Raw genomic sequence first — 22,249 nt, 5'->3', positions numbered from 1 at the left:
AAAAAGCTATGATGAATGATTTAATCGCAGATGCTTTAACTAGAATTAGAAATGCTGCAATGAGAAGATTAGAAGTTGCAACATTATTACACTCAAATACTGTGGTAGGTGTTTTAAATGTTTTACTACAAAAAGAGTATATTGCTGGATTCAAAGTTATAGATGGACAAAATAATAAAAAAACAATTCAAGTTGAATTAAAATATGATGATAAAGAAAAATCAGCAATTAACGAAATTGTAAGAGTTTCTAAACCAGGAAGAAGAGTTTATAAACCAGCTTCTGAAATTAAAAACTTTAAAAATGGGTACGGTACTATTATTCTTTCAACTAACAAAGGTATTATCGCAAATGATGAAGCATTTGCTGCCAATGTTGGTGGAGAAGTACTTTGTACTGTATGGTAGGAGAGTGTAATGTCAAGAATTGGTAAAAAACCTATCACAATTCCTACTGGAATTGAAGTAACAGTAAATGGAACACTAATTAGTGTTAAAAAAGGAAACAATGTTTCTACTGTTGAAACTCATGGAAGAGTTGGTGTTGAAGTTGCAAATGGTCAAGTTGTTTTAACTAAAATTGGTGAAACAAAAGAATCAGCAGCCTTTTGGGGAACTTATAGAGCCTTAACAGCAAACGCTATTAATGGTTTACATGAAGGTTTTACAAAAACATTAGAAATCAATGGAGTTGGATATAAAGCAGCTGTAAAAGGTGATGTTTTAGAGTTAATCTTAGGTTACTCTCATCCAATTAACTTTGAAATTCAAAAAGGTTTAGAAATTTCAGTTGAGAAAAATATCATAACTGTTAAAGGTGCAGATAAACAACAAGTTGGGCAAGCTGCTGCAATTATTAGAGGCTTTAGAAAACCAGAACCATACAAAGGTAAAGGTGTTAAGTATACTGATGAGAAAATCATTAGAAAAGCCGGAAAAACTGCTAAGAAGTAAGGTGTAACTATGAGTAGAGTAAAAGATTTAGCAAAAAAAGTTGCTTTAAGAATTAAAAGAAAAAAAAGAGTTAGAGCTAGTATTTTTGGTACAAATGAAAAACCAAGAGTATCAATTTTTAAATCAAACAAATACATTAGTGCACAAGCTATCAATGATGTTGAAGGTAGAACTTTAGCAGCTGTTAGCTCTCAAGCTATGGGTTTAAGTGGTAATAAAGAGAACGCTGTAAAAGTTGCAGCTGAGTTTGCTAGTAAATTAAAAGCAGCTGGAATTGAGTCTGTTGTTTATGATAGAAACGGGTATCTTTATCATGGTGTTGTTGCAGCATTTGCTGACGCATTAAGAGAAAATGGTATTAAATTATAAGGATTAATGATGGCAGTAAATAGAGAAGATTTTCAAGAAGCAATCGTTAAAATCGGAAGAGTAACAAAAGTTGTAAAAGGTGGAAGAAGATTCAGATTTACAGCTTTGGTTGTTGTTGGAGATAAAAACGGAACAGTAGGATTTGGAACTGGTAAAGCAAAAGAGGTTCCTGATGCAATTAAAAAAGCATTAGATGATGCATTCAAAAGCTTAGTTACTATTTCTATTAAAGGTACTACTATAGCACATGATATTGAACATAAATATAATGCAAGTAAAATATTATTAAAACCAGCTTCGGAAGGAACTGGACTAATTGCAGGAGGAGCTGCAAGACCTGTTCTTGAGCTTTCAGGAGTTAAAGATATTATTGCAAAATCTTTAGGTTCAAATAATCCAAATAACCTTGTACAAGCTACAGTTGAAGCTCTTGCAAGAATAAAAGGATAATAAGATGATATTAGAAAATTTACAACCAGCTTGTGGTAGCACAAAAAATGCTAAAAGAAAAGGTAGAGGACAAGGAAGCGGTAACGGTAAAACTGCTGGAAAAGGTAATAAAGGTCAAAAAGCTAGATCTGGATATAATGTAAAAAGAGGTTTTGAAGGTGGTCAACAACCATTAGCTAGAAGACTTCCTAAAGTTGGATTTGTATCAAGAGTAGTTAAACCATATTCGATTAATGTTGAAAAAGTAACTGCAATTGCTGAATTACCAGAAATTACAGTTGAGACAATTAAATCTGTATATAAATTATCAAAATCTGTTGTAAAAGTAAAACTTATTGGTGCAACAGCTAAAAATTTAAACGCTAAGATTAAAGACGAAAACGTTACAACTACTGGAAATTAATTATGAGTAAAGATCTAGTAAATAAGATTCTTATTACATTAGGTTTTATTCTGCTTTACAGGTTATTGGCTTATGTGCCAGTGCCTGGAGTTAATATAAATGTAGTTAAGGAATTTTTTGATTCAAATGCAAATAATGCATTAGGTCTTGTAAATATGTTTAGTGGTAATGCAGTTGAAAGACTAAGTATTATCTCACTAGGAATTATGCCTTACATTACTGCTTCTATTATTATGGAACTTCTAGCAGCAACTTTCCCTGCACTTGGTAAAATGAAAAAAGAGAGAGATGGAATGCAAAAATATATGCAAATCATCAGATACTCAACAATTGTAATTACTCTTATTCAATCTATTGGTGTTTCAATTGGTTTAAACTCTTTAACAGGTCAAAATGGACAAAGTGCAATTTCTATTGATATGAATACATTCATTGCAGTTTCAGCTATTTCAATGCTTACTGGAACAATGCTTTTAATGTGGATAGGTGAACAAATAACTCAAAGAGGAATAGGAAATGGTATTTCTTTAATTATCTTTGCAGGAATCGTTTCAGCAATTCCAAGTGCTATTGGTGGAACTATTGATTTAGTAAATAATGGACAAATGCATTTCTTAACAGTAATAGGTATTTTAGTTGTTATTTTAGCAACAGTTGGAGCTATTATTTATGTTGAGTTAGGTGAAAGAAGAGTTCCTGTTTCATACTCAAGAAAAGTTATTATGCAAAATCAAAGTAAAAGAGTAATGAATTATATTCCTATTAAAGTAAATTTAAGTGGAGTTATTCCTGCTATTTTTGCTAGTGCAATTTTAATGTTTCCTTCAACAATTTTGCAAGGAAGTCAGAATAAATATTTAATGGTAATTGCAGATTATTTAAATCCTAGTTCATATACATTTAATATTTTTATGTTTTTATTTGTAGTGTTTTTTGCATTTTTTTATGCTTCAATTACATTTAATGCAAAAGATATTAGTGAAAACTTAAAAAAACAAGGTGGTTTTATTCCAGGTGTTAGACCAGGAGCAAGTACTGCTGAATTTTTAAATGGTGTAGCAGGAAGATTAACTTTCTGGGGAGCTATTTATATGGGATTAATTTCGACACTTCCTTGGTTAATTGTAAAAACTATGGGTGTACCATTTTATTTTGGTGGAGTATCTGTTTTAATTGTTGTTCAAGTTGCTATTGATACAATGAAAAAAATTGAGGCTCAACAGTATATGAATAAATATCAAACTCTAAGTGCGGTTGGACTATAAAATGTCTATTGCAATTAGAAAACCGCAAGAGATTGAAAAACTCAGAATTGCAAATGTTGCAGTTGCAAAAACTCTTAAATATCTAGAAGAGAATGTAAAAGCAGGAATGAGCTTAAAAGAAGTTGATGCTATGGGTGAAAAATATATTAGAAATTTAGGAGCAAGACCTGCTTTTAAAGGTTTATATGGATTCCCAAATGCTATTTGTACATCTTTAAATGAAGTAATAATTCATGGTATTCCTACGGACATTGTTTTAAAAGATGGAGATATTTTGGGACTTGATATTGGAACTGAAGTTGATGGTTGGTATGGTGATAGTGCTATTACTATGCCAATTGGACAAATCTCTAAAAAAGATGAAGATTTAATTGCTTGTGCTAAAGATTCATTATATTATGCAATTGATATAATTGAAGATGGTATGAGATTTAAAGAGTTATCAAAGGCTATTGAAGATTTTATTGTTGCTAGAGGATACCAGCCACTAGTTAGATTTTGTGGGCATGGTATAGGAAGAAAACCACATGAAGATCCTGAAATTCCAAATTACTTGGAACATGGAAATACAAAATCTGGACCAAAAATAAAAAATGGAATGGTTTTTTGTATAGAACCTATGATTTGTCAAAAAGATAGAAACCCTGTTATTCTTAAAAATGGTTGGGATGTTGTTTCAGCTGATGGATTAAGAGGGAGTCATTATGAGCATACAGTTGCTGTTGTTGATGGACGAGCAGTTATTTTAAGTAAAACGGAAAATTAAGGAACTAATGTGGCAAAAGATGATGTAATTGTTGTTGATGGAAAAGTTGTTGAAGCTTTGCCAAATGCAATGTTTAGAGTTCAATTGGATAATGGACATATAGTTTTATGTCATATCTCTGGAAAAATGAGAATGCACTATATTAAAATTTTACCAAACGATACTGTAAAAGTAGAAATTACACCTTATTCATTAGATAAGGGTAGAATTACTCACAGATACAAATAGTATCTTATTTAAATAAGGAATTCTCCTTATTTAATAATTTTTTTTTAAATCAATAATACTAAAGTATATTTTTTGTAAAATCTCGTATGACAATCAAAGTTAAGAATCAAATTTTAAAATATTTACATAATCTTAAAGTATTTGGATATAGCTATCATGAAGATTTTGATATTGGAAGTTTTGATATGAAAAATCAGAATTTACCAAATAGTTTACTTGAGCTAAATAATATAAGTGCAAACTGTTATTTATGTGAATTATCAAAATCGAGAAAAAATGTTTTATTTGGTTTTGGAAATTTAAAAAGCCAAATTATGTTTATTCAAGATGAACCAACTTCAAGTGAAGATGAATTAAAATCTTTTTATGTTGGAAATAGTGGTGAAATCTTATCTAAAATGATAGAAAATGTTTTAAATATAAAAAAAGAGGAAGTTTACATTACATCTTTAGTAAAATGTAAATCTTTAAATGGTGCAACAAATTCAAATTTTGACTCTTGCAATGACTATTTATTAAAACAAATTGAGTTAGTAAAACCTAAGCTAATTGTTGCTTTAGGGGAAAAAACTTACTCGTATTTATTAAAAAATAGTGATTTTATACAAAATAGAGGAAAAATTTTAAAGTTTAATGATATAGCTTTTATGGCTATTTATTCACCAACTTTTTTATTAAGAAACCCTTCATTTAAAAAAGAGACTTATTTTGATATGTTAAATATAAAAAGATTTTTAGAGGAGTTAAATTGAGACAGTTATTAGTTTTACTTTTTGTAGCATTTGCTTTTTTAGGTTGTAACCAAAAACAAGTTGTTCAGTTAAAAATGCCAGGACAAAAAGCCCCAGTTGTTCAGCAATCTACTCCAAAACAAGTGGATGAAGATAAAATTACAGTTGTAGAAGAGTTTACTCCTGTTGAAATTATGGAAACTGATATTAAAGAGCAAATTATTAATAATAGTGGAAGTAAAAATGAGGTTTTTGAATCAGATGAAAAATTTGCTGATATTGATATAACAAAGGCTAATGTAAATTTAGCTTTTGTTTATCCTACAAATTTATCTAAATATGCAAAAAGCTCTTTAAATACGGTTGCGGGATATTTGTCTTTTAAAAATGCTCAGTATAATTTAGTTGTAGTTGAAATAAGTGATGAAAATACAAATAATATAGAGAAAACTTTTTCAAAATTAAAAGATAGTGGAGTAACAAATGTAATAGCACTTTTTTCACCAAGAGCAATAAATAGTTTAAATAAATTTGTAAATTCTGATTTTAAAGTTTATCTTCCTTTAATAGAGAAAAAAGATAGCTTGGAAAATAATGATAATTTAATTTTTGGTTCAATCTCTTATGAAGAACAACTTAAAAAATTAAGTTATTACTCAAATGGAAATAATGTTCTTTTCTATCAAGATACCTTTTTAAGTAGAAATATAAAAAAAGCTTATGATAATGTAGTTTCTAGTGGTATTGAAAGAGAAGTTAAAAATAGTGAAAAGAATTTTAAAGGTCTTATTGGTGGGCTTAGTGGTTCAAGTCTGTATTTAAATTTAGATGTTGTAAAAAGTTCTTTAGTTTTATCTCAATTAAGAGCTAGTGATATTTATCCAGATTTTATTTTTGGTACACAAGCAAATTATGATTTAAATTTATTAACTTTAACTCAAGATGAGGATAGAAAAAAATTGATTATTGCAAACTCAATAGCAAATATAGATAAAAGATTAAAAGATGAGATTAATTCAATGGGAGCAGATTTAAATTTTTCATGGGTTGATTATTCAACTTTAGTTGGAGTAAACTATTTATTGAATGGAAATAACAGTTTAATTCCTACAAAAATAGAGAATAATGAAGCCATTTATACACCAAGACTTTTTAAAGCAACATCTTATGGATTTGTTGAGATTAAGTAAATTTTAGATAAAATCGCTAATTATTTAGGAAAAAGGATTAATTTTGAGAACACATTATTGTAGTAGTGTAAGAGAAAATTTAATAGGACAAAAAGTAACAGTAGCTGGTTGGGTTAATAGCAGACGAGACCACGGTGGGATTATTTTTATAGATTTAAGAGATAAAAGTGGTTTAGTTCAACTTGTTGCTGATCCACAAGATTGTAAAGATGCTTTGGTTATTGCTGAAACTGTAAGAGATGAATATGTTTTAATAGCAACTGGAACTGTAAGAGCAAGAGGAGAAGGATTAGAAAATCCAAATTTAGAAACTGGAAAAATAGAGATTATTTTAGAAAATCTTGTTATAGAAAATAGAAGTAAAGCTATACCTTTTGATATAAATGATGAGAAAGTAAATGATGAGATAAAATTAAGAAATAGATTTTTAGAGCTAAGAAGTAGAAAATCATTTGATATTTTTCAACTAAGAAGTAAAGCAACTATTCAAGCTAGAAACACTTTAGATGAGTTAGGATTTTTAGATGTTGAAACTCCAATTTTAACAAAATCAACTCCAGAAGGGGCAAGAGATTATTTAGTTCCAAGTAGAGTTCATGCTGGAGAGTTTTATGCACTTCCACAATCTCCACAACTATTTAAACAACTTTTAATGGTTGCAGGATTTGATAGATATTTTCAAATTGCAAAATGTTTTAGAGATGAAGATTTAAGAGCAGATAGACAACCAGAATTTACTCAAATAGATGTTGAGATGAGTTTTTGTACACAAGAAGATGTTATAGCTGTTGCTGAAAAATTAATTTATGATATATTTACAAAATGTGGAAAAGATATTCCAAAAACTTTTAGAAGAATGAGATATTCTGAGGCTATGGAAAGTTATGGTTCAGACAAACCAGATTTAAGATTTGATATGCCTTTAATTGATGTTATTGATATTTTTGCAAAATCTTCAAATGAGATTTTTGCTGATATTGCAAAAGATAAAAAAGCAAATAGAATTAAAGCTTTAAGATGTCCAAATGGAGATAATATCTTCTCAAAAAGACAGATGAAAGGTTTTGAAGATTATGTAAGAAAATTTGGAGCAAAAGGGCTTGGATATTTTCAAATGAAAGAAGATGGATTAAAAGGTCCATTAACTAAATTCTTTAGTGAAGAGGATTTAGAAGAGATAGTAAAAGTTACAAATCTTGAAGTTGGTGATGTAGTATTCTTTGGAGCAGGGGATAAAAAAACAGTTTGGGATTATATGGGAAGATTTAGACTATTTTTAGCTGCTGAGATGAATATAATACCAGTTGATGCTTATGAGTTCTTATGGGTTGTTGATTTCCCTATGTTTGAAGTTGAAGATGGAAGAACAAAAGCACTTCACCATCCATTTACAATGCCAAAAGATTTAAACAAAGATGATTTAGAAGATATTGAATCAATTGCTTACGATATTGTTTTAAATGGAACAGAATTAGGTGGTGGAAGCATAAGAATTCATAAAGAAGAAATTCAATCTAAAGTATTTAAACTTATGGGAATAGGGCAAGATGAAGCTAAAGAAAAATTTGGTTTCTTACTTGATGCTTTACAATATGGAGCACCAAGTCATGGTGGATTTGCTTTAGGACTTGATAGAATGATAATGCTTTTAGCTGGAACTGATTCTATAAGAGATGTTATAGCATTCCCTAAAACTCAAAAAGCTCAATGTCTATTAACTCAAGCTCCATCAAGTGTTGATGAAGCTCAACTAAAAGAGTTACATATAAGAGTAAGAAAAACAGAAATTTAAAATTAATAATAGTTACGAAATATTTTGAAGCATTTAATATTTATACTAATTTTTCCTGTTTTTCTATTTGCAAAAATTCAAGTAACTACATACTTTCCTCTTGAAACACAATTTGTTAAGAAAATTGCTAAACAAGAGGTTGAAGTAAGAGAGATAACTCATAGCTTTTCTCCTAATTATGTAGAAATCCCATCTTCTGAATTAAAAAGATTATCAACTTCAAAACTATTTTTTCATCTTGGTTTAGATATAGAAAATAGATATGCAAAAGTTTTAAAGCAAAAAAATAATAGTTTAGAAGTTGTTGATTTATCACTAAATATTGATAAAATAAGCTCAAATCCATATATTTGGACAGACCCATTTGCAATAAAAGATATAGCAAAAACTATTTTTGACTCTCTTGTACAAGTTGATAAAAGAAATATGAAATTTTATAAAAAAAATTATGAGGATTTTTTAAATGAAATTGATGAAGTTTTTTTGACAATTTTACAAAACTTAAATAAAAGTAAAATCAATAGTTTTTATGCCCTAGAAGATTATTGGGACTATTTTGCAAATAGATTTAGATTGGAAGTTATAAAACAAGATAAAAAAATGTTTACTACAAGTGAACTTAAAGATTTAAGTAAGTTTTGTGAGGCTAATGATACAGATAAACTTTTATATTGTTACTCTAAAGATGAAAAACTTGCAAATCTTTTAGCTACAAATTTAAAAGCTAAGGCAATAGAAAATAATATTTTTAGTGAAGATTGGCAAATGAATTTGATGAATCTTACAAATAGTATAATCAGATAATATAGATAATAAAAGATCTTTAAATAATAAAACGCGTAAAAATGAGCTTTGTAAAACAAAACTCTACTCTTGAAATATAGGTATAAAAACTATATAAAAGTTTTTTTTCGATAGAATTGCCAGATTTTTTAAATCATACACAAAATAGGAGAATAAAAGATTATTTTTTAATGAACTTTTTTGAACATAAAAGTTCAACACAACTCAAAATAGCCCTAATAGGAGATTGTTATGAAAGAGGAAACAATAAATTATAAGGGTATAAATATAAAAAATGAGTTATACCCAATTATAAAATATATTGAAGATGTTGATAGATATAAAGATGAATTAGGAACTTTAAATTCTTCTTGGGATATTTTATCACTTCTAGGACAACTTGGCGATATTAATATAGATATAGGAAAAACAAAAGATAATTTTCTAAATCTTACTTCAACACTACTAAATCATTTATCTATCCAACAAATTAAAAAAGTCACTCAAGAGATGAATTTTAAATCACAAGTATCTATTGATGTACTTATTAGAAACCTTTTTGAAAGAAGAGCTGATATTGGATTTTTAGCAACGGATGATGATATTAGATCTTTTTTAGAGAGTTTTGTTTCAAAATATGATGAAAACAGTTTAATTTTAAAACAAAATATTCAAAAAAGATTTAAAGAGTATATCTCTAAATACTCTGTATATTTTGATATTGTTCTATTTGATACAAAAGGAAGAGTTGTTGTAAGGTTAAATGAAGATACTGATATAGAAAAAGTTGATTTGTCTTTTATTCAAAAAGTTTTAAATACAAATGAAGATTATATTGAGAGCTATCAATACCACGATTTTATCCCAAAATATAAACAATCTTTAGTATATTCATATAAAGTTACAAAAGAAAATAGTATTGAGAATTTAGGAGTTTTAGCTCTTTGTTTTAGATTTAAAGATGAGATGAAAGTTATTTTTAATAACTTAGTAAATCCTAAAAATAAAGAGTGTCTAACTATACTTGATGAAAATGGTTATGTAATAGCAAGTAGTGATAAAGCACATATAAATTTAGATGTAAAATTACCAATTATTTTAAATGAGAAGTATAAAATTGTATCATTTGCTGGAAGAGACTATATTGCAAAGAGTTCACAAACAACTGGTTATCAAGGCTTTTATGGACCAAAATGGTATGCTCATATTATGATACCACTTGAGTATGCTTTTTTAAGTGATAAATATGATGGTTTTGGTATTGATGATAAAATTGTTAACTCTATGATTAAGAATGAACAACACTTTTCAAAAGAGTTAAAAGATGTTTTTGAAAATAGTAAAAAGATTCAAGATAATTTAATAAGGGTTATTTGGAATGGAAATATTATTCAAAGTAAATTTAACTCAACAAATAGGGCCTTTTCAAGAGCTTTATTAAATGAGATAGGAGTTACAGGAAATAAAGCAAGTTCATCTTTAGATAATTTAAATTTAACAATAATAGCTTCAATATTAAAAGATTGTGAGTTCTTATCTTCACTTGCTATTGATATTATGGATAGAAATCTTTATGAAAGAGCAAATGATTGTAGATGGTGGGCTTTAAACCCATATTTTAAAGAGGTTTTGGAAAATAAGCTTAATGACGGAAAAGTAACTGAAAGTTTAAATTATATAAATAGTTTATATACAGTTTATACAAATTTGATAATATTTGACAAAAATGGAATTGTTATTGCTGTTTCAAATGAGAAATATAACTCTTTTATAGGAAAGATTTTAACTCAAGATTGGGTAGAAAAAACTCTATTTTTAGATAATACTTCAAAATATTGCGTATCAAAGTTTGAGAAAACTAATCTTTATAACAACAACTCAACATATATTTATAGTAGTGCAATTTTTTCTTTAAAAAATAATAAGAGTGCTATTGGTGGAATTGCTACGGTTTTTGATGCTTCATCACAGTTTTATACAATGCTTGATGAAATTTTGCCAAAAGATAACAATGGAGTAAGGCAAAAAGGAGTTTATGCCTTTTTTACTGATAAAAATAAACAAATTATCTCTACAACAAGTACAAATTTTGAAGTAAACTCTTATTTAGAACTAGATGATGATTTTTTTAAATTAAATATTGGAGAAAAATTAAGCCGTATTGTTGAGTTTAGAGGGAGTTATTATGCTGTTGGAGTTAAATGTTCTAGTGGATATAGAGAGTATAAAAATGATGTTTTAGCTTTTGTTTTTATATTAATTGGAAAAGTTGAAGAGGAAACTATTTTAGTTCCACCTAAAACAAAATTTATAACTTCTCAAAAAAAGGATTTTATAGGAAACACTACAGAGTTAGCAACTTTTTATTTAGGTAAAAAACTTCTTGCAGTAAATTCAAAAAATGTAGTAGAGTCTATTGGAATTGAGGAGTTGGAAAAATCAATAGATATTGATAAGAAAAATCATTTTAAAGGTATGGTTTTATATAAAGAGAGGCTAATATCAGTCTTAGATATAAGAGATTTTATACATGAAGAGATAACAGATGAAGCTTTATCAAATATCATATTAGTTGAGTATGATAAGGATAATGTAGAACATTGTGTAGGTCTTTTAGTAACTTCTCTTGAAACTATTTGTACAGTAGAAGAAAAATCAATTCAGCATATACAAAATCACTTTTTAGGGAGTGGAACTTTGATAGAGAGTTTAGTTGAGATAAAAGATTCAGATGATATTAAAGAGTCAAAAGTTGCTATGCTTTTAGATATTAAGAAATTAGATGATAATTTTACAAAAAAAGTTTAAAATATAAAAAGTAGCCATAAAATGGTTACTTTTTAAAAATTTATAAAAGAGCTTTTATCATATCTTTTGTAACTTCATTTACCTCTTTTGTTCCATCAAGCTCTATAAATAGATTCATCTTAGTATAAAAGTTAATTAGTGGAGAAGTTTGTGTATGGTATGCTTCAAGCCTACTTTTTACTGTTTGCTCATTGTCATCTTTTCTTATAATTAATTCTGCTTCACAATAATCACATACATTTTCTTTTTTTGATGGATTAAACTCTACATGAAAAGAAGCTCCACATTTTGAACAAACTCTTCTTCCTGTTATTCTTCCAACTATTAATTCATCTGGAACATTTAAAGAGATTACTTTATCAAGTTTGATTTTCATATTTTCCATAAGTTCATTTAAAGCTTCTGCTTGTGCTAAAGTTCTTGGAAAACCATCAAGAATAAAACCATTTCTACAGTCAGATTCTGCAAGTCTATCTTTTATAATACCAATAATAGTAGAATCAGGAACTAGTTGCCCAGCATCCATAAATTTTTTTGCTTCCATTCCCATAGCTGTTTTATCTACAATAGCAGCTCTTAAAATATCTCCAGTTGAGATTTGTGGAATATTGTATTTTTCGATTAAGAACTTTGCTTGAGTTCCTTTTCCAGCTCCTGGTGCTCCAAATAGCATTAAATTCATATTTTATCCTTAATTTTTTTGGTTTATTGTATAAAAAAAGCTTTTAATAGTAGATAAGTTTTAAATTGTAGATTAAGAATTTAAAAGATTTTTGATACAATAAAACCTTAAATTTTAAAGCTTCATTCTTGAAGCCCTTTAGAGTTTTCGCAAAGAGAGTTCTAAAGAACAAGCTACTTTTAGGAATTTTGTACAAATTCCATTAAAAAGTAGTAATAAAAGAAACGGTTCCTTTTAAATAGGAACTATTTAAAAGGAAATTATATATGAAGAAACTATTTTTAATCATTGGTGCTCCTGGAAGTGGAAAAACAACAGATGCAGAGCTTATAGCAAAAAAACATGAAAATATTACACACTATTCAACTGGAGATATGTTTAGAGCTGAAGTTGCAAGTGGAAGCCAAAGAGGACAAATAATTGATACTTTTATAAAAGCTGGAAACATTGTTCCTATTGATATTGCTATTGAGACGATTTTAATTGCTATTAAAAATGCACCAACAAATACGATAATAATTGATGGTTATCCAAGAAGTATTGAACAAATGAGTGAACTTGATAAGTATTTAAAAAATGAGAAAGAAGTAGAACTTGTAAGTTGTATTGAAGTAGTTGTAAGTGAAGAAGTTGCAAGAGATAGAGTAATAGGACGTTCAAGAGGTGCAGATGATAATGTTGAAGTATTTAATAATAGAATGAAGGTTTATACTGAACCATTAAAGAATATCCAAGAGTTTTATGAAGAAAAAAATCTTCTTAAAAAAATAAATGGTGAAAGAGCTATCCAAGAGATTGTAGATGATATGGATAGTTTTATACAATCAAAAATTTAATATAGTAAATTAAAATATGAATAAAAAGATAAATTTTTATAGTGTTATTATTGGAACAGAGATTCTTAATGGGCGTAGAAAAGATGCTCACTTCTCTTTTTTAAATAAAGAACTTTTAAATCGTGGTTGGGAGCATAAAGCCTCTTTTATAATTGAAGATGATCCTGAACTTATATTAAATATTTTTAATCTTATAAAATCTGATGAAAACTCTGTAATGTTCTGTTTTGGTGGAATTGGTGCAACACCTGATGATTTTACAAGAGTTGTAGCAGCAAAAGCTTTTACAAATGGTAATATGGAGTTTCATGAAGATGCTAAACAAAGAATAATAGAAGAGTTTAAGAAAGAAGCTTATCCTCATAGAGTAAATATGGCATATTTACCTTTAGATGCAAAACTTCTTAAAAATATTGTAAATAATGTAGCAGGATTTTATTTAGAAGATAGATTTTTCTTTACTCCAGGATTTCCCTCTATGAGTCAAAGTATGGTAATAGAAGCTTTAGATAAACTCTATCCTAAAAATATCTCAAAATATAGAAAAACAATCACTATAAATAGTAGTGAAAATGATTTGATAGATAGTATGAAAAGAATTCCACATCATCTTGATTTTTCATCTTTACCAAAAATTATTGGAAATGAGAGAAAGGTTGTAATTTCACTTGCTGGGTATGATAAAGATGAAGTAGATTTTTATTTCCAAATCTTTATAGATTTTTGCTTAGAATTTAAAAAAGAGTATGAATTAAAAGATATTTTTGAAAAAAGTAGTTAGCTGATAAAAGATTTAGTAGTTTTTATACATTGAAAATTAATATTTCCTTAATAAAATAGGAGTAAGATTTTCTCAATACTAAAAAAAAGGTTATGCAATGGGTTACTTTAATAGTAAAAAAAGTTTGAATTTAAGAGTTTGGCATTGGTTTAATTTTATTGCAATTTTTGGACTTATGTTTACATATATTTTTAGGGAAACTTGGTTTGATAAGACAAATAATGCTCTTTTAATAAAAAATAAACTTTTAGAGTTTGGATTAGAAATAAGTAATGAAAAATCAGTTGTTTTAGCAAAAATGTTAAGAGAAACTATGTGGAATTGGCACTATATTTTTGGTTTCATGTTAGTTTTTTTATTGATTCTTAGATTTTATGCTTTTTTTATAAATATGGAAAATAATCCACTTTCTAAATTGAAAGAGAAAACTAATACTCATATAAAAATTGTTAATTTTACCCATTTTATTTTTTACATTATCACTTTTTATGTATGTATTAGTGGTGTTATTATGTTTTTTAAAGATGATTTGAATCTTACAAAAGAGAGTTTAAAACTGGTAAAAGAGCTTCATGCTTACTCTTTTTGGTTTTTTCTATTTTTTGTTTTTACTCATATTTTTGGAGTTATAAAAGCTGAAATAAGTAGTGATAAAGGTCTTATTAGTGAAATGTTTAGTGGAGGGCAAGATTCAAAATAATCTTTTTACTTATAGATTAGTTTTAGACAATTAATAAATTAATTGTCTAAAACTATCATTCTTTTATCTTATTAACTCCATCTTTCAATCTATTTAAACCATCTTTTAAAGTTTCAAAAGGACAAGCAATATTTATTCTTATAAAATTATCTGCATTTTCTCCAAAAGTAGCTCCTGCTATAACTCTTAATTTTCCTAACTCTTCTAATCTTTTTGTAAACTTTATAGAGTCAATATTTAGCTCTTTTATATCAATCCACAAAAGATAAGTGGCTTCAGCTTTTATAACTTTTAACTCAGGAATATTTTTTTCTATAAAGTCTGTTAAAAAATCTCTATTTCTTTCAAGATAGACTAAAAGTTCATCTAACCAATCTTCACAATTTTCATAAGCAGTAATAGTAGTGTCTATACCAAAAATGTTTAGGCTTTTTATCTCATTTTTAGTTAAAAAACTATTTAGTTTTACTCTTAAATCTTGATTTGCAACTATAATATTTGAAGCTTTTAAACCAGCAATATTAAAAGTTTTTGTAGCAGAAGTACAAGTAATAGAGTTTTGCAAAAACTCTTCAGAAATTGAAGCAAATGGAGTGTGGGAAAAACCTTTAAAAACTAAATCTCTATGTATCTCATCACTTACTATAAGTACTCCATTTTTTATACAAATCTCTCCCATTTTTTGTAGTTCATTTTTACCCCAAACTCTTCCTACTGGATTGTGAGGGTTACATAATATAAAAAGCTTTACTTTTTCATCTTTTACTTTTTTCTCAAAATCTTCAAAGTCTATTTTATAGGAGTTATTTTCATAGATTAAATTATTTGTTACAATTTCAATATCATTTCTTTCTATAGTGATATTAAAATAGTGATAAACAGGAGATTGTATTAAAACTTTATCATCTTTTTTACAAAAGGTTTGAATTATTGAACTTAAAGATGGTATTACCCCTATAGTTGGCTCAATCCACTCTTTTTTAATGATAAAGTCATACCTTTTTTTCCACCAGTTTATTTCGGCTTCATAATACTCTTTTGGAATTATGCTATATCCAAAAACTGAATGTTGGGCTTTTTTTATAATATTTTCAACTATTACTGGAGCTACTTCAAAATCCATATCTGCTACCCACATAGGTAAAACACCATCTTTTGTTGTATCCCATTTTGAGCTATTTGTATTTTTTCTATTTATAATTTTGTCAAAATTGTATTTCATAATATATTCCTTTTAAATAGTTTCTATTATACAAAATTATGATTTATATAAGGATTTCTAAATATATAAATATTTAGAATTTGGAGTATTTCACACTTTTTTTGTAGAATATTGCTTTTTAAAAAGATTAATTTATTGTAGAATCAAGCTATTTTTAAATAAAGGTTTAAAAGGCAAATTTATGAGTATGGAAAAACAAAGATTACAGATTTTAGAATTTGTATATAAAAAATATGGGCAAAAAAATGGCGAAATAAAGACACAAATTCCTAGTTTGACTTTTTATTTAGAAAAGAAAAAAACTCAAAATTCAAATATCCAGTATGAACCATCTTTTTGTTCAATTTTGCAAGGTAAAAAAGCAGTTGGATTTGGAAACAATCTTTATACTTATGAGCAAAATGAATACTTGCTTTCATCTACTCATCTTCCTGCAAAAGTGCAAATAATCGAAGCTAGTGAAGAAAAACCTTATCTTTCATACAAAATTGATTTTAAACTTGAAGATATTTATGAAGTTTTGAAAAACACAAATCCCACAAACTTTAAGCAAAATAAAAAAGTAGAAAAAGGGCTATTTTTTGATGAATTAAACGAAAGATTATTTGATGCAATTTATCGACTTATTATGCTTTTGGATAAACCAAAAGAAGAAATAGACTATCTTTCATCTTTGATTATAAAAGAGCTTTTATTTATTTTGATAAACGATAAAGCTGGAAATTTTTTAAGTAAATTTTCTATGCAAAGCACTATTTCAAACAAAATAGTGCAAGTAATTTCTAAAATAAAAGAGAATTTTACAGATAAATTAAATATAAAAGAACTAGCAGATGAAGTTGGAATAAGTGAGTCATCTTTGTACAATAATTTTAAAATTGTTACACAAATGACACCAATACAGTTTCAAAAAAACTTAAGACTTCAAGAAGCAAAAATGCTTTTGTCTTTGCAAAATATCGATGTTTTGACAACTTCTATTATGGTTGGATATGAAAGTGTTAGCCAATTTAGTAAGGATTATTCAAAAATGTATAAAATGAGTCCCAAAAAACATGCAAACTATCTAAAAACTCAAAATTTGTAGAATTTCACACTTTTTTTGCAGGATTGAATTGTCGTAAGATTTCTTTTTGGTCTATAATAAGTAAAAATTTAAAAAGGAAAAAAAATGCAAAAAAATATATTCAAATATTTACCAAAACTTTTTTTCATAGGTATAGCTTTTATATTTACAGCTTGTAGTTATCATCAAAAAAATGAAGATATTTTTGAAAAGGGGGAGTTGTTATCACAAGATATTATAACTGGAAAATCTTATCACAATAAGATAGTAGAAGAAGATGATATTTACACAACAGCAGTTGGAGTTGAAAAGTTTGAAGCAGGAGCAAGAAATGTTTGGCACTCTCATCCAAGTGGGCAGATTATTATCGTTTTAGACGGAGTTGGTTATCATCAAATAGAGGGTAAAAAAATCGAAATAATGAAAAAAGGTGATGTTGTAAAATGTCCACCAAATGTACTGCATTGGCATGGTGCTTCAAAACATAGCAGTGTAACACAGATGTATATCTTGCCAAATACTCAAAATGGTTTAGCAAATTTTACTACAAAAAAAGTAAGTGATGATGAGTACAATGGTGCAAAAGAATAAAATTTTAAAAGGAAAACTTTATGAAAAGAGCAATATTTATAGCAATTATTTTAGCTTTTTCAAATTTATATGGGAGTAATGATATGAAAATATATGTAAAAGCAAATAACAATACAGTAGTTTTTAAACTAAACAACTCAACAGCCTCAAAAGAGCTATATTCACAACTTCCACTAAAAATAAAAGTTGAAAATTATAGTACAAATGAGAAGATATTTTATCCACCAAATAAACTTTCAACATCAAATACACCTATGTCAAATGCTAAAAATGGAACTTTAGCATATTATGCTCCTTGGGGAAATGTTGTTATGTTTTATAAAGATTTTGGAACAGGAAGTGGACTTTTTGAGTTAGGAAGTGTAGAGAGTGGAAAAGAGGATATTCCAAATCTATTTGGAACTATTGAAATAACAAAAGATTAAATAAAGGATTAAAAATGAAACAAAATAATGAAAGAAGAGAATTTTTGAAAAAAAGTGCAGTAGCAACAACAATATTAGTAGGAGCAAGTACTATGGCTTTTTCAAATGATAGTAAAGCTGATAAAAAAATAAGTGATATTTGGGATAAAACTTTTCCTAAAAGCAACAATGTAGAGCATAAAAAAGTAAGTTTTACAAATAGATATGGTATCAAAATAGTAGCTGATTTATATGTACCTAAAAATATTGAAAATAAAAAGCTATCAGCTTTGGCTATTGGTGGTCCATTTGGTGCAGTAAAAGAGCAATCATCTGGTCTTTATGCACAAACTATGGCAGAAAGAGGATTTATAACTTTAGCTTTTGACCCATCTTATACAGGAGAAAGTTCTGGTGAATCTCGTAATCTTGCTTCACCTGAGATTAGCACAGAAGATTTTAGTGCAGCAGTTGATTTTCTTGGTTTACAAAAAAATGTAAATCGTGAAAAAATCGGAATTATTGGTATTTGTGGTTGGGGTGGATTTGCACTTAATGCAGCTTCTGTTGATAAAAGAATAAAAGCAGTTGCAACAACTGTAATGTATGATATGACAAGAGTGATGACAAAAGGTTATAATGACTCTACAACTTTTGAACAAAAAGAAGCATTTTTAAACCAATTAGCTGAACAAAGATGGAAAGATGTTGAAAATGGTAAACCAGCATATCAACTACCATATAATAAACTAGCAGGTGGAGAAGCACAGTTTTTAGTTGAATATGCCGATTATTATATGACACCAAGAGGTTATCATAAGCGTTCTGTAAATTCAGGTAATGCTTGGACGATGACAACTCCACTACCATTTTTAAATTCTAAAATCCTAACTTATATTGATGAAATTTCGCCAAGACCTATACTTATCATCGCAGGAGAAAAAGCACATTCAAGATATTTTAGCCAAACAGCTTTTGAAAATGCAAAAGAACCAAAAGAGCTTATCATCGTTGCAGATGCAGTTCATACAGATTTATATGACAAAATGGACAAAATTCCATTTGATAAAATAGTAGAGTTTTTTTCAAAAAATTTAAAGTAAAAGAGTAAAATGCAAACAAATATAAATAGTACAGATAAAAAATCTCTTTGGAGTGCAGTTTGGGGTATGGCTTTATGTGCTTTTGTTTTAATTGCTAGTGAGTTTATGCCAGTAGCTTTTTTAACTTTGATGAGTAATGATTTAAGTATCACAACAGGACAAGCAGGGCAAAGTATCTCAATATCAGGGATTTTTGCCTTTTTTACAAGTCTATTTTTAGGTTCAATAATAGGAAATATGAATAGGAAAAAAGCTATTTTACTTTTTGTATTTTTTATGCTTATTTCTGGGCTTATTGTAACTTTTGCTCCAAACCAAACTATTTTACTACTTGGAAGAGCTATTTTAGGTATAAGTGTTGGTGGATTTTGGAGTATGCAAACAGCAGTTATACTAAAAATTGTAAATGAAAAAGAAGTTCCAAAAGCTTTGGCTTTGATGAATGGTGGAAATGCACTAGCAACGATGTTAGCAGCTCCATTGGGAAGTTATTTAGGTGGAGTTATTGGCTGGAGAGGTGCATTTTTTATCATTGTTCCTTTTGCAATAATTACTTTTATTTGGCAATATAAAGCTCTACCAAATTTGCCAATACAAGAGAAAACAAGCCGTAAATCAAATGTTTTTAGTGCCTTTAAAGTTTTGAAAAAAAAGATAGTTTCTATGGGGATTTTAGCGATAATCTTTCTTTTTATGGGGCAATTTGCACTATTTTCATATATTCGTCCATATTTAGAAACAGTTATAAATGTAAACTACCAACAGCTTACAATACTACTTTTTACGATGGGAATAGCTGGGCTTATAGGTAATATGATAGTGGGAAATCTACTAAAAAGAACTCTATATTTGTTGCTGATACTTTTTCCATTTTTGATGATGGTTGTTGCACTTTTATTTATTTTTATTAATCACTCATTTTTAAATATGTTAGTTTTGATGTTTTTATGGGGATTTTTAGGAACTTCTTTGCCAACTGTTTGGTGGACTTGGTTGAGTAAGACTTTAATTGGTGATGAGGTTGAAGCTGGTGGTGGTTTGATGGTTGCAGTTATTCAACTTGCTATTACTATTGGAGCATTCTTTGGTGGGATTTTATATGATATTCTTGGATTTGTTGCGACATTTTTATTTAGTGCTTTGATACTTTTTTTATGTTCGCTTATGGCATATATTACAAGAGCAGAGTATAGAAGAAGTAGGCTTATTGAAGATTTGACTTTATAAAAAACTTCTAAATATGCTAAAACAAAACATTGTGAGTGTAGTATATTTTAAAGTTGTGTAAAGTTTAGGTAAAATTTAGAAATTTGAAGTATTAGGCAAACAAAATAAAGTATTTTGCAACTAAAAATAAAAATATTTGTTTATAATATTAGAGATAAAAAAAGGAGTATTTATGGAAAATTTTAGTTTTTATAATCCAACAAGAGTTGAGTTTGGAAAAGATAAAGAGAAAAATATAGGAAAATATATAAGTGAGTTTGGTGTAAAAAAAGTTTTGCTAGTTTATGGAAGTGAACGAATAAAAAAAGATGGGCTTTTTGATACAGTTGAGAAGAGTTTAAAAGAGAATAGTATAGAGTTTGTAAGCTTTGGTGGAGTTATAAGTAACCCAATTATAAAAACTGTAAGAGAAGCTATAAAAATGGCAAAAGAGCAAAAAGTTGAAGCTATTTTAAGTGTTGGTGGTGGTTCAGTGCTTGATAGTTCAAAGACAATCGCTGTTGGAAGTTTAAGTGAGTGTGAAATTTGGGATTTCTTTTTAGGTAAAGAGCAAATTACAAAGGCATTACCTATTTTTGATATTATAACTCTAGCAGCAACAGGAAGTGAGATGAATGGTTATGCTGTTATAACAAATGAGAAAACAAAACAAAAGTTTAATATTTGGTCACCACTTATTTATCCAAAAATATCAGTTATAAATCCAGAACTTCAAAAGAGTGTTTCAAAGGATTATTTAGTTTATTCAGCTTCAGATATTATAGCTCACTGTATTGAAGGATATTTTACTGCAAAAATTCAATCACAATATAATAGTGGTTATGTAGAAAATATTATAAAAACAGTTATAAGAACAACAGAGATTTTAATAGAAAATCCAGATGATTATAGTGCAAGAGGAGAGTTTGCTTGGGCTGCAACAAATGCACTAAATGGAACAACAACGGTTGGAACAGCTGGTTTTTCTTTTCCAAATCATATGATAGAACATTCACTTTCAGCACTTTATAATGTACCTCATGGTGCAGGATTATCTGTTGTAATGCCAGCTTGGATGAAGTGGTATTATAAAAATAATGAGGTACAATTTATAAGATTTGCAAAAGAGGTTTTTGGAAAAAATAGTGCAATTGAAGGCATAGTTGCTTTAGAAAATTGGTTTAATAAAATAGGAACTCCTACAAGATTAAAACAGTTTGATTTAGATGAAAAGAATATATCTGAAATTATTAAAAATTTATCATTTCAAGAAGAGATTTCAAAAGATGATTTAGAGAAGATTTTAAATAATGCTCTTTAAAATTAGGGGAAACCCTAATTTTAGCTTATCTATTATCAGCCTCTTTGGCATATTTATAACCTAAATCATAAGCTTTATTATTCATATCGTGAAGTTTTGCAGGGATTTTTGAAAGCATTGTACTTCTTAAAACCTCTTTTGGAATTGTTTCTCCTGTAAAATAGTTTGCTATTGCTAAAGCTAAAATAGATTGAGTAATTACATTTCCTACTTCCTCTTTTGCTATTGTAATAATAGGGATTTCAATAATATTCCATCTATTTTTATCTTCATTGCTTGGTCTTACTAAGTTTGGTTCAACTACTATTGTTGCACCATTTTTTACTCCATTTTTAAATAGATCAAAAGAGATTTGAGCAACAGAAAGCATAAAATCTATCTCACCATCATTTGCATAAGGGTAGATTATCTCTTCATCTTGTAAAGTTATATCAACAACAGTTGGACCACCACGAACTTGTGAAGTATAAGTTGCTGTTTTTAGACCAAATCCACCATTGTTAATCTTTGCAGCAGCAAAAATTTCACCAGCTAGAAGTACACCTTGACCACCAACCCCTGTAAATCTCATTAAAGTTCGATTTTGTGACATATTTGCT

General features: G+C 27.9%; 25 protein-coding genes. 22 read left to right on the top strand and 3 right to left on the bottom strand.

Annotated elements, in window-relative coordinates; translation table 11 throughout:
• The first annotated feature begins 8 nt into the window (after positions 1–8).
• The 13 genes from rpsH to AFAEC_RS07390 all read left to right on the top strand — a co-directional run bounded on the left by rpsH (position 9) and on the right by AFAEC_RS07390 (position 11,738).
• Positions 9–407 carry a 30S ribosomal protein S8 gene (rpsH, locus tag AFAEC_RS07450; RefSeq protein WP_024776092.1) on the top strand — a complete coding sequence of 133 codons (399 nt, stop codon included), beginning with the start codon at positions 9–11 and terminating at the stop codon, positions 405–407.
• Between the two features lie 9 nt (positions 408–416).
• Entirely contained in the window at positions 417–953 is a 537-nt protein-coding gene (gene rplF, locus AFAEC_RS07445; RefSeq protein ID WP_026805372.1) for a 50S ribosomal protein L6, read from the top strand.
• 9 nt (positions 954–962) lie between these two features.
• Positions 963–1,322, top strand: coding sequence for a 50S ribosomal protein L18 (gene rplR / locus AFAEC_RS07440; protein ID WP_026805373.1), 360 nt, complete (start codon positions 963–965; stop codon positions 1,320–1,322).
• A 9-nt stretch (positions 1,323–1,331) separates the two neighbouring features.
• On the top strand, positions 1,332–1,772 hold the full coding sequence (gene rpsE / locus AFAEC_RS07435; RefSeq protein ID WP_081754494.1) for a 30S ribosomal protein S5: 441 nt from the start codon (positions 1,332–1,334) through the stop codon (positions 1,770–1,772).
• A 4-nt stretch (positions 1,773–1,776) separates the two neighbouring features.
• Complete coding sequence (gene rplO, locus AFAEC_RS07430; RefSeq protein ID WP_026805374.1) at positions 1,777–2,175, top strand: 50S ribosomal protein L15; 399 nt, start codon at positions 1,777–1,779, stop codon at positions 2,173–2,175.
• Between the two features lie 2 nt (positions 2,176–2,177).
• Positions 2,178–3,440 (top strand): preprotein translocase subunit SecY, encoded by a 1,263-nt coding sequence (gene secY / locus AFAEC_RS07425; protein ID WP_026805375.1) that lies wholly within the window; start codon positions 2,178–2,180, stop codon positions 3,438–3,440.
• A 1-nt stretch (position 3,441) separates the two neighbouring features.
• Positions 3,442–4,206, top strand: a complete 765-nt coding sequence (gene map, locus AFAEC_RS07420) for a type I methionyl aminopeptidase (RefSeq protein WP_026805376.1) — start codon at positions 3,442–3,444, stop codon at positions 4,204–4,206.
• A gap of 9 nt (positions 4,207–4,215) precedes the next feature.
• Positions 4,216–4,434: a translation initiation factor IF-1 gene (infA, locus tag AFAEC_RS07415; RefSeq protein ID WP_026805377.1), complete on the top strand. Its 219-nt coding sequence runs from the start codon at positions 4,216–4,218 to the stop codon at positions 4,432–4,434.
• An 86-nt stretch (positions 4,435–4,520) separates the two neighbouring features.
• A complete protein-coding gene (locus tag AFAEC_RS07410) occupies positions 4,521–5,186 on the top strand; it encodes a uracil-DNA glycosylase (RefSeq protein WP_026805378.1) in 666 nt (221 codons plus the stop codon).
• On the top strand, positions 5,183–6,355 hold the full coding sequence (locus tag AFAEC_RS07405; protein WP_026805379.1) for a hypothetical protein: 1,173 nt from the start codon (positions 5,183–5,185) through the stop codon (positions 6,353–6,355). Before AFAEC_RS07410 ends, AFAEC_RS07405 begins: the two co-directional genes overlap by 4 nt.
• A 43-nt stretch (positions 6,356–6,398) precedes the next feature.
• A complete protein-coding gene (gene aspS, locus AFAEC_RS07400) occupies positions 6,399–8,147 on the top strand; it encodes an aspartate--tRNA ligase (RefSeq protein ID WP_026805380.1) in 1,749 nt (582 codons plus the stop codon).
• Between the two features lie 24 nt (positions 8,148–8,171).
• Positions 8,172–8,951 (top strand): metal ABC transporter solute-binding protein, Zn/Mn family, encoded by a 780-nt coding sequence (locus AFAEC_RS07395; protein WP_026805381.1) that lies wholly within the window; start codon positions 8,172–8,174, stop codon positions 8,949–8,951.
• A gap of 231 nt (positions 8,952–9,182) precedes the next feature.
• Complete coding sequence (locus tag AFAEC_RS07390) at positions 9,183–11,738, top strand: chemotaxis protein CheW (protein WP_026805382.1); 2,556 nt, start codon at positions 9,183–9,185, stop codon at positions 11,736–11,738.
• A gap of 40 nt (positions 11,739–11,778) precedes the next feature.
• Here AFAEC_RS07390 and AFAEC_RS07385 read toward each other — a convergent pair whose 3' ends face one another.
• Complete coding sequence (locus tag AFAEC_RS07385; RefSeq protein WP_026805383.1) at positions 11,779–12,420, bottom strand: adenylate kinase; 642 nt, start codon at positions 12,418–12,420, stop codon at positions 11,779–11,781.
• 266 nt (positions 12,421–12,686) lie between these two features.
• Here AFAEC_RS07385 and AFAEC_RS07380 point away from each other — a divergent pair, with 266 nt between their 5' ends.
• The 3 genes from AFAEC_RS07380 (at position 12,687) to AFAEC_RS07370 (ending at position 14,737) form a co-directional block, all read left to right on the top strand.
• The gene (locus AFAEC_RS07380; RefSeq protein WP_026805384.1) at positions 12,687–13,256 is read left to right on the top strand and encodes an adenylate kinase; all 570 of its coding nucleotides are present in this window, start codon (positions 12,687–12,689) and stop codon (positions 13,254–13,256) included.
• A 16-nt stretch (positions 13,257–13,272) separates the two neighbouring features.
• Positions 13,273–14,037, top strand: coding sequence for a competence/damage-inducible protein A (locus AFAEC_RS07375; RefSeq protein ID WP_026805385.1), 765 nt, complete (start codon positions 13,273–13,275; stop codon positions 14,035–14,037).
• 97 nt (positions 14,038–14,134) lie between these two features.
• Positions 14,135–14,737 carry a cytochrome b/b6 domain-containing protein gene (locus AFAEC_RS07370; protein WP_026805386.1) on the top strand — a complete coding sequence of 201 codons (603 nt, stop codon included), beginning with the start codon at positions 14,135–14,137 and terminating at the stop codon, positions 14,735–14,737.
• A 55-nt stretch (positions 14,738–14,792) separates the two neighbouring features.
• Here AFAEC_RS07370 and AFAEC_RS07365 read toward each other — a convergent pair whose 3' ends face one another.
• Positions 14,793–15,959 (bottom strand): MalY/PatB family protein, encoded by a 1,167-nt coding sequence (locus AFAEC_RS07365; protein WP_026805387.1) that lies wholly within the window; start codon positions 15,957–15,959, stop codon positions 14,793–14,795.
• A gap of 181 nt (positions 15,960–16,140) precedes the next feature.
• Here AFAEC_RS07365 and AFAEC_RS07360 point away from each other — a divergent pair, with 181 nt between their 5' ends.
• The 6 genes from AFAEC_RS07360 (at position 16,141) to AFAEC_RS07335 (ending at position 21,650) form a co-directional block, all read left to right on the top strand.
• On the top strand, positions 16,141–17,046 hold the full coding sequence (locus tag AFAEC_RS07360) for an AraC family transcriptional regulator (RefSeq protein WP_034216228.1): 906 nt from the start codon (positions 16,141–16,143) through the stop codon (positions 17,044–17,046).
• 84 nt (positions 17,047–17,130) lie between these two features.
• Positions 17,131–17,616 (top strand): cupin domain-containing protein, encoded by a 486-nt coding sequence (locus tag AFAEC_RS07355; protein ID WP_051487472.1) that lies wholly within the window; start codon positions 17,131–17,133, stop codon positions 17,614–17,616.
• A gap of 20 nt (positions 17,617–17,636) precedes the next feature.
• Positions 17,637–18,041 carry a cyclophilin-like fold protein gene (locus AFAEC_RS07350; RefSeq protein ID WP_026805390.1) on the top strand — a complete coding sequence of 135 codons (405 nt, stop codon included), beginning with the start codon at positions 17,637–17,639 and terminating at the stop codon, positions 18,039–18,041.
• 14 nt (positions 18,042–18,055) lie between these two features.
• The gene (locus tag AFAEC_RS07345) at positions 18,056–19,123 is read left to right on the top strand and encodes an alpha/beta hydrolase (protein ID WP_026805391.1); all 1,068 of its coding nucleotides are present in this window, start codon (positions 18,056–18,058) and stop codon (positions 19,121–19,123) included.
• Positions 19,124–19,132: 9 nt separating this feature from the next.
• Positions 19,133–20,350, top strand: coding sequence for an MFS transporter (locus tag AFAEC_RS07340; protein ID WP_034216230.1), 1,218 nt, complete (start codon positions 19,133–19,135; stop codon positions 20,348–20,350).
• A gap of 172 nt (positions 20,351–20,522) precedes the next feature.
• The gene (locus tag AFAEC_RS07335) at positions 20,523–21,650 is read left to right on the top strand and encodes an iron-containing alcohol dehydrogenase (RefSeq protein WP_026805393.1); all 1,128 of its coding nucleotides are present in this window, start codon (positions 20,523–20,525) and stop codon (positions 21,648–21,650) included.
• 25 nt (positions 21,651–21,675) lie between these two features.
• On the opposite strand, the gene AFAEC_RS07330 is transcribed toward AFAEC_RS07335, so the two are convergent.
• Positions 21,676–22,242 carry a 2-oxoacid:acceptor oxidoreductase family protein gene (locus AFAEC_RS07330; RefSeq protein ID WP_026805394.1) on the bottom strand — a complete coding sequence of 189 codons (567 nt, stop codon included), beginning with the start codon at positions 22,240–22,242 and terminating at the stop codon, positions 21,676–21,678.
• Positions 22,243–22,249: the final 7 nt, after the last annotated feature.

It is taken from the genome of Aliarcobacter faecis (assembly GCF_013201705.1).
Classification (GTDB): domain Bacteria; phylum Campylobacterota; class Campylobacteria; order Campylobacterales; family Arcobacteraceae; genus Aliarcobacter; species Aliarcobacter faecis.
The sequence above is the reverse complement of the archived record's forward strand: the minus strand, read 5'-3'. Positions and strand labels throughout refer to the sequence as shown.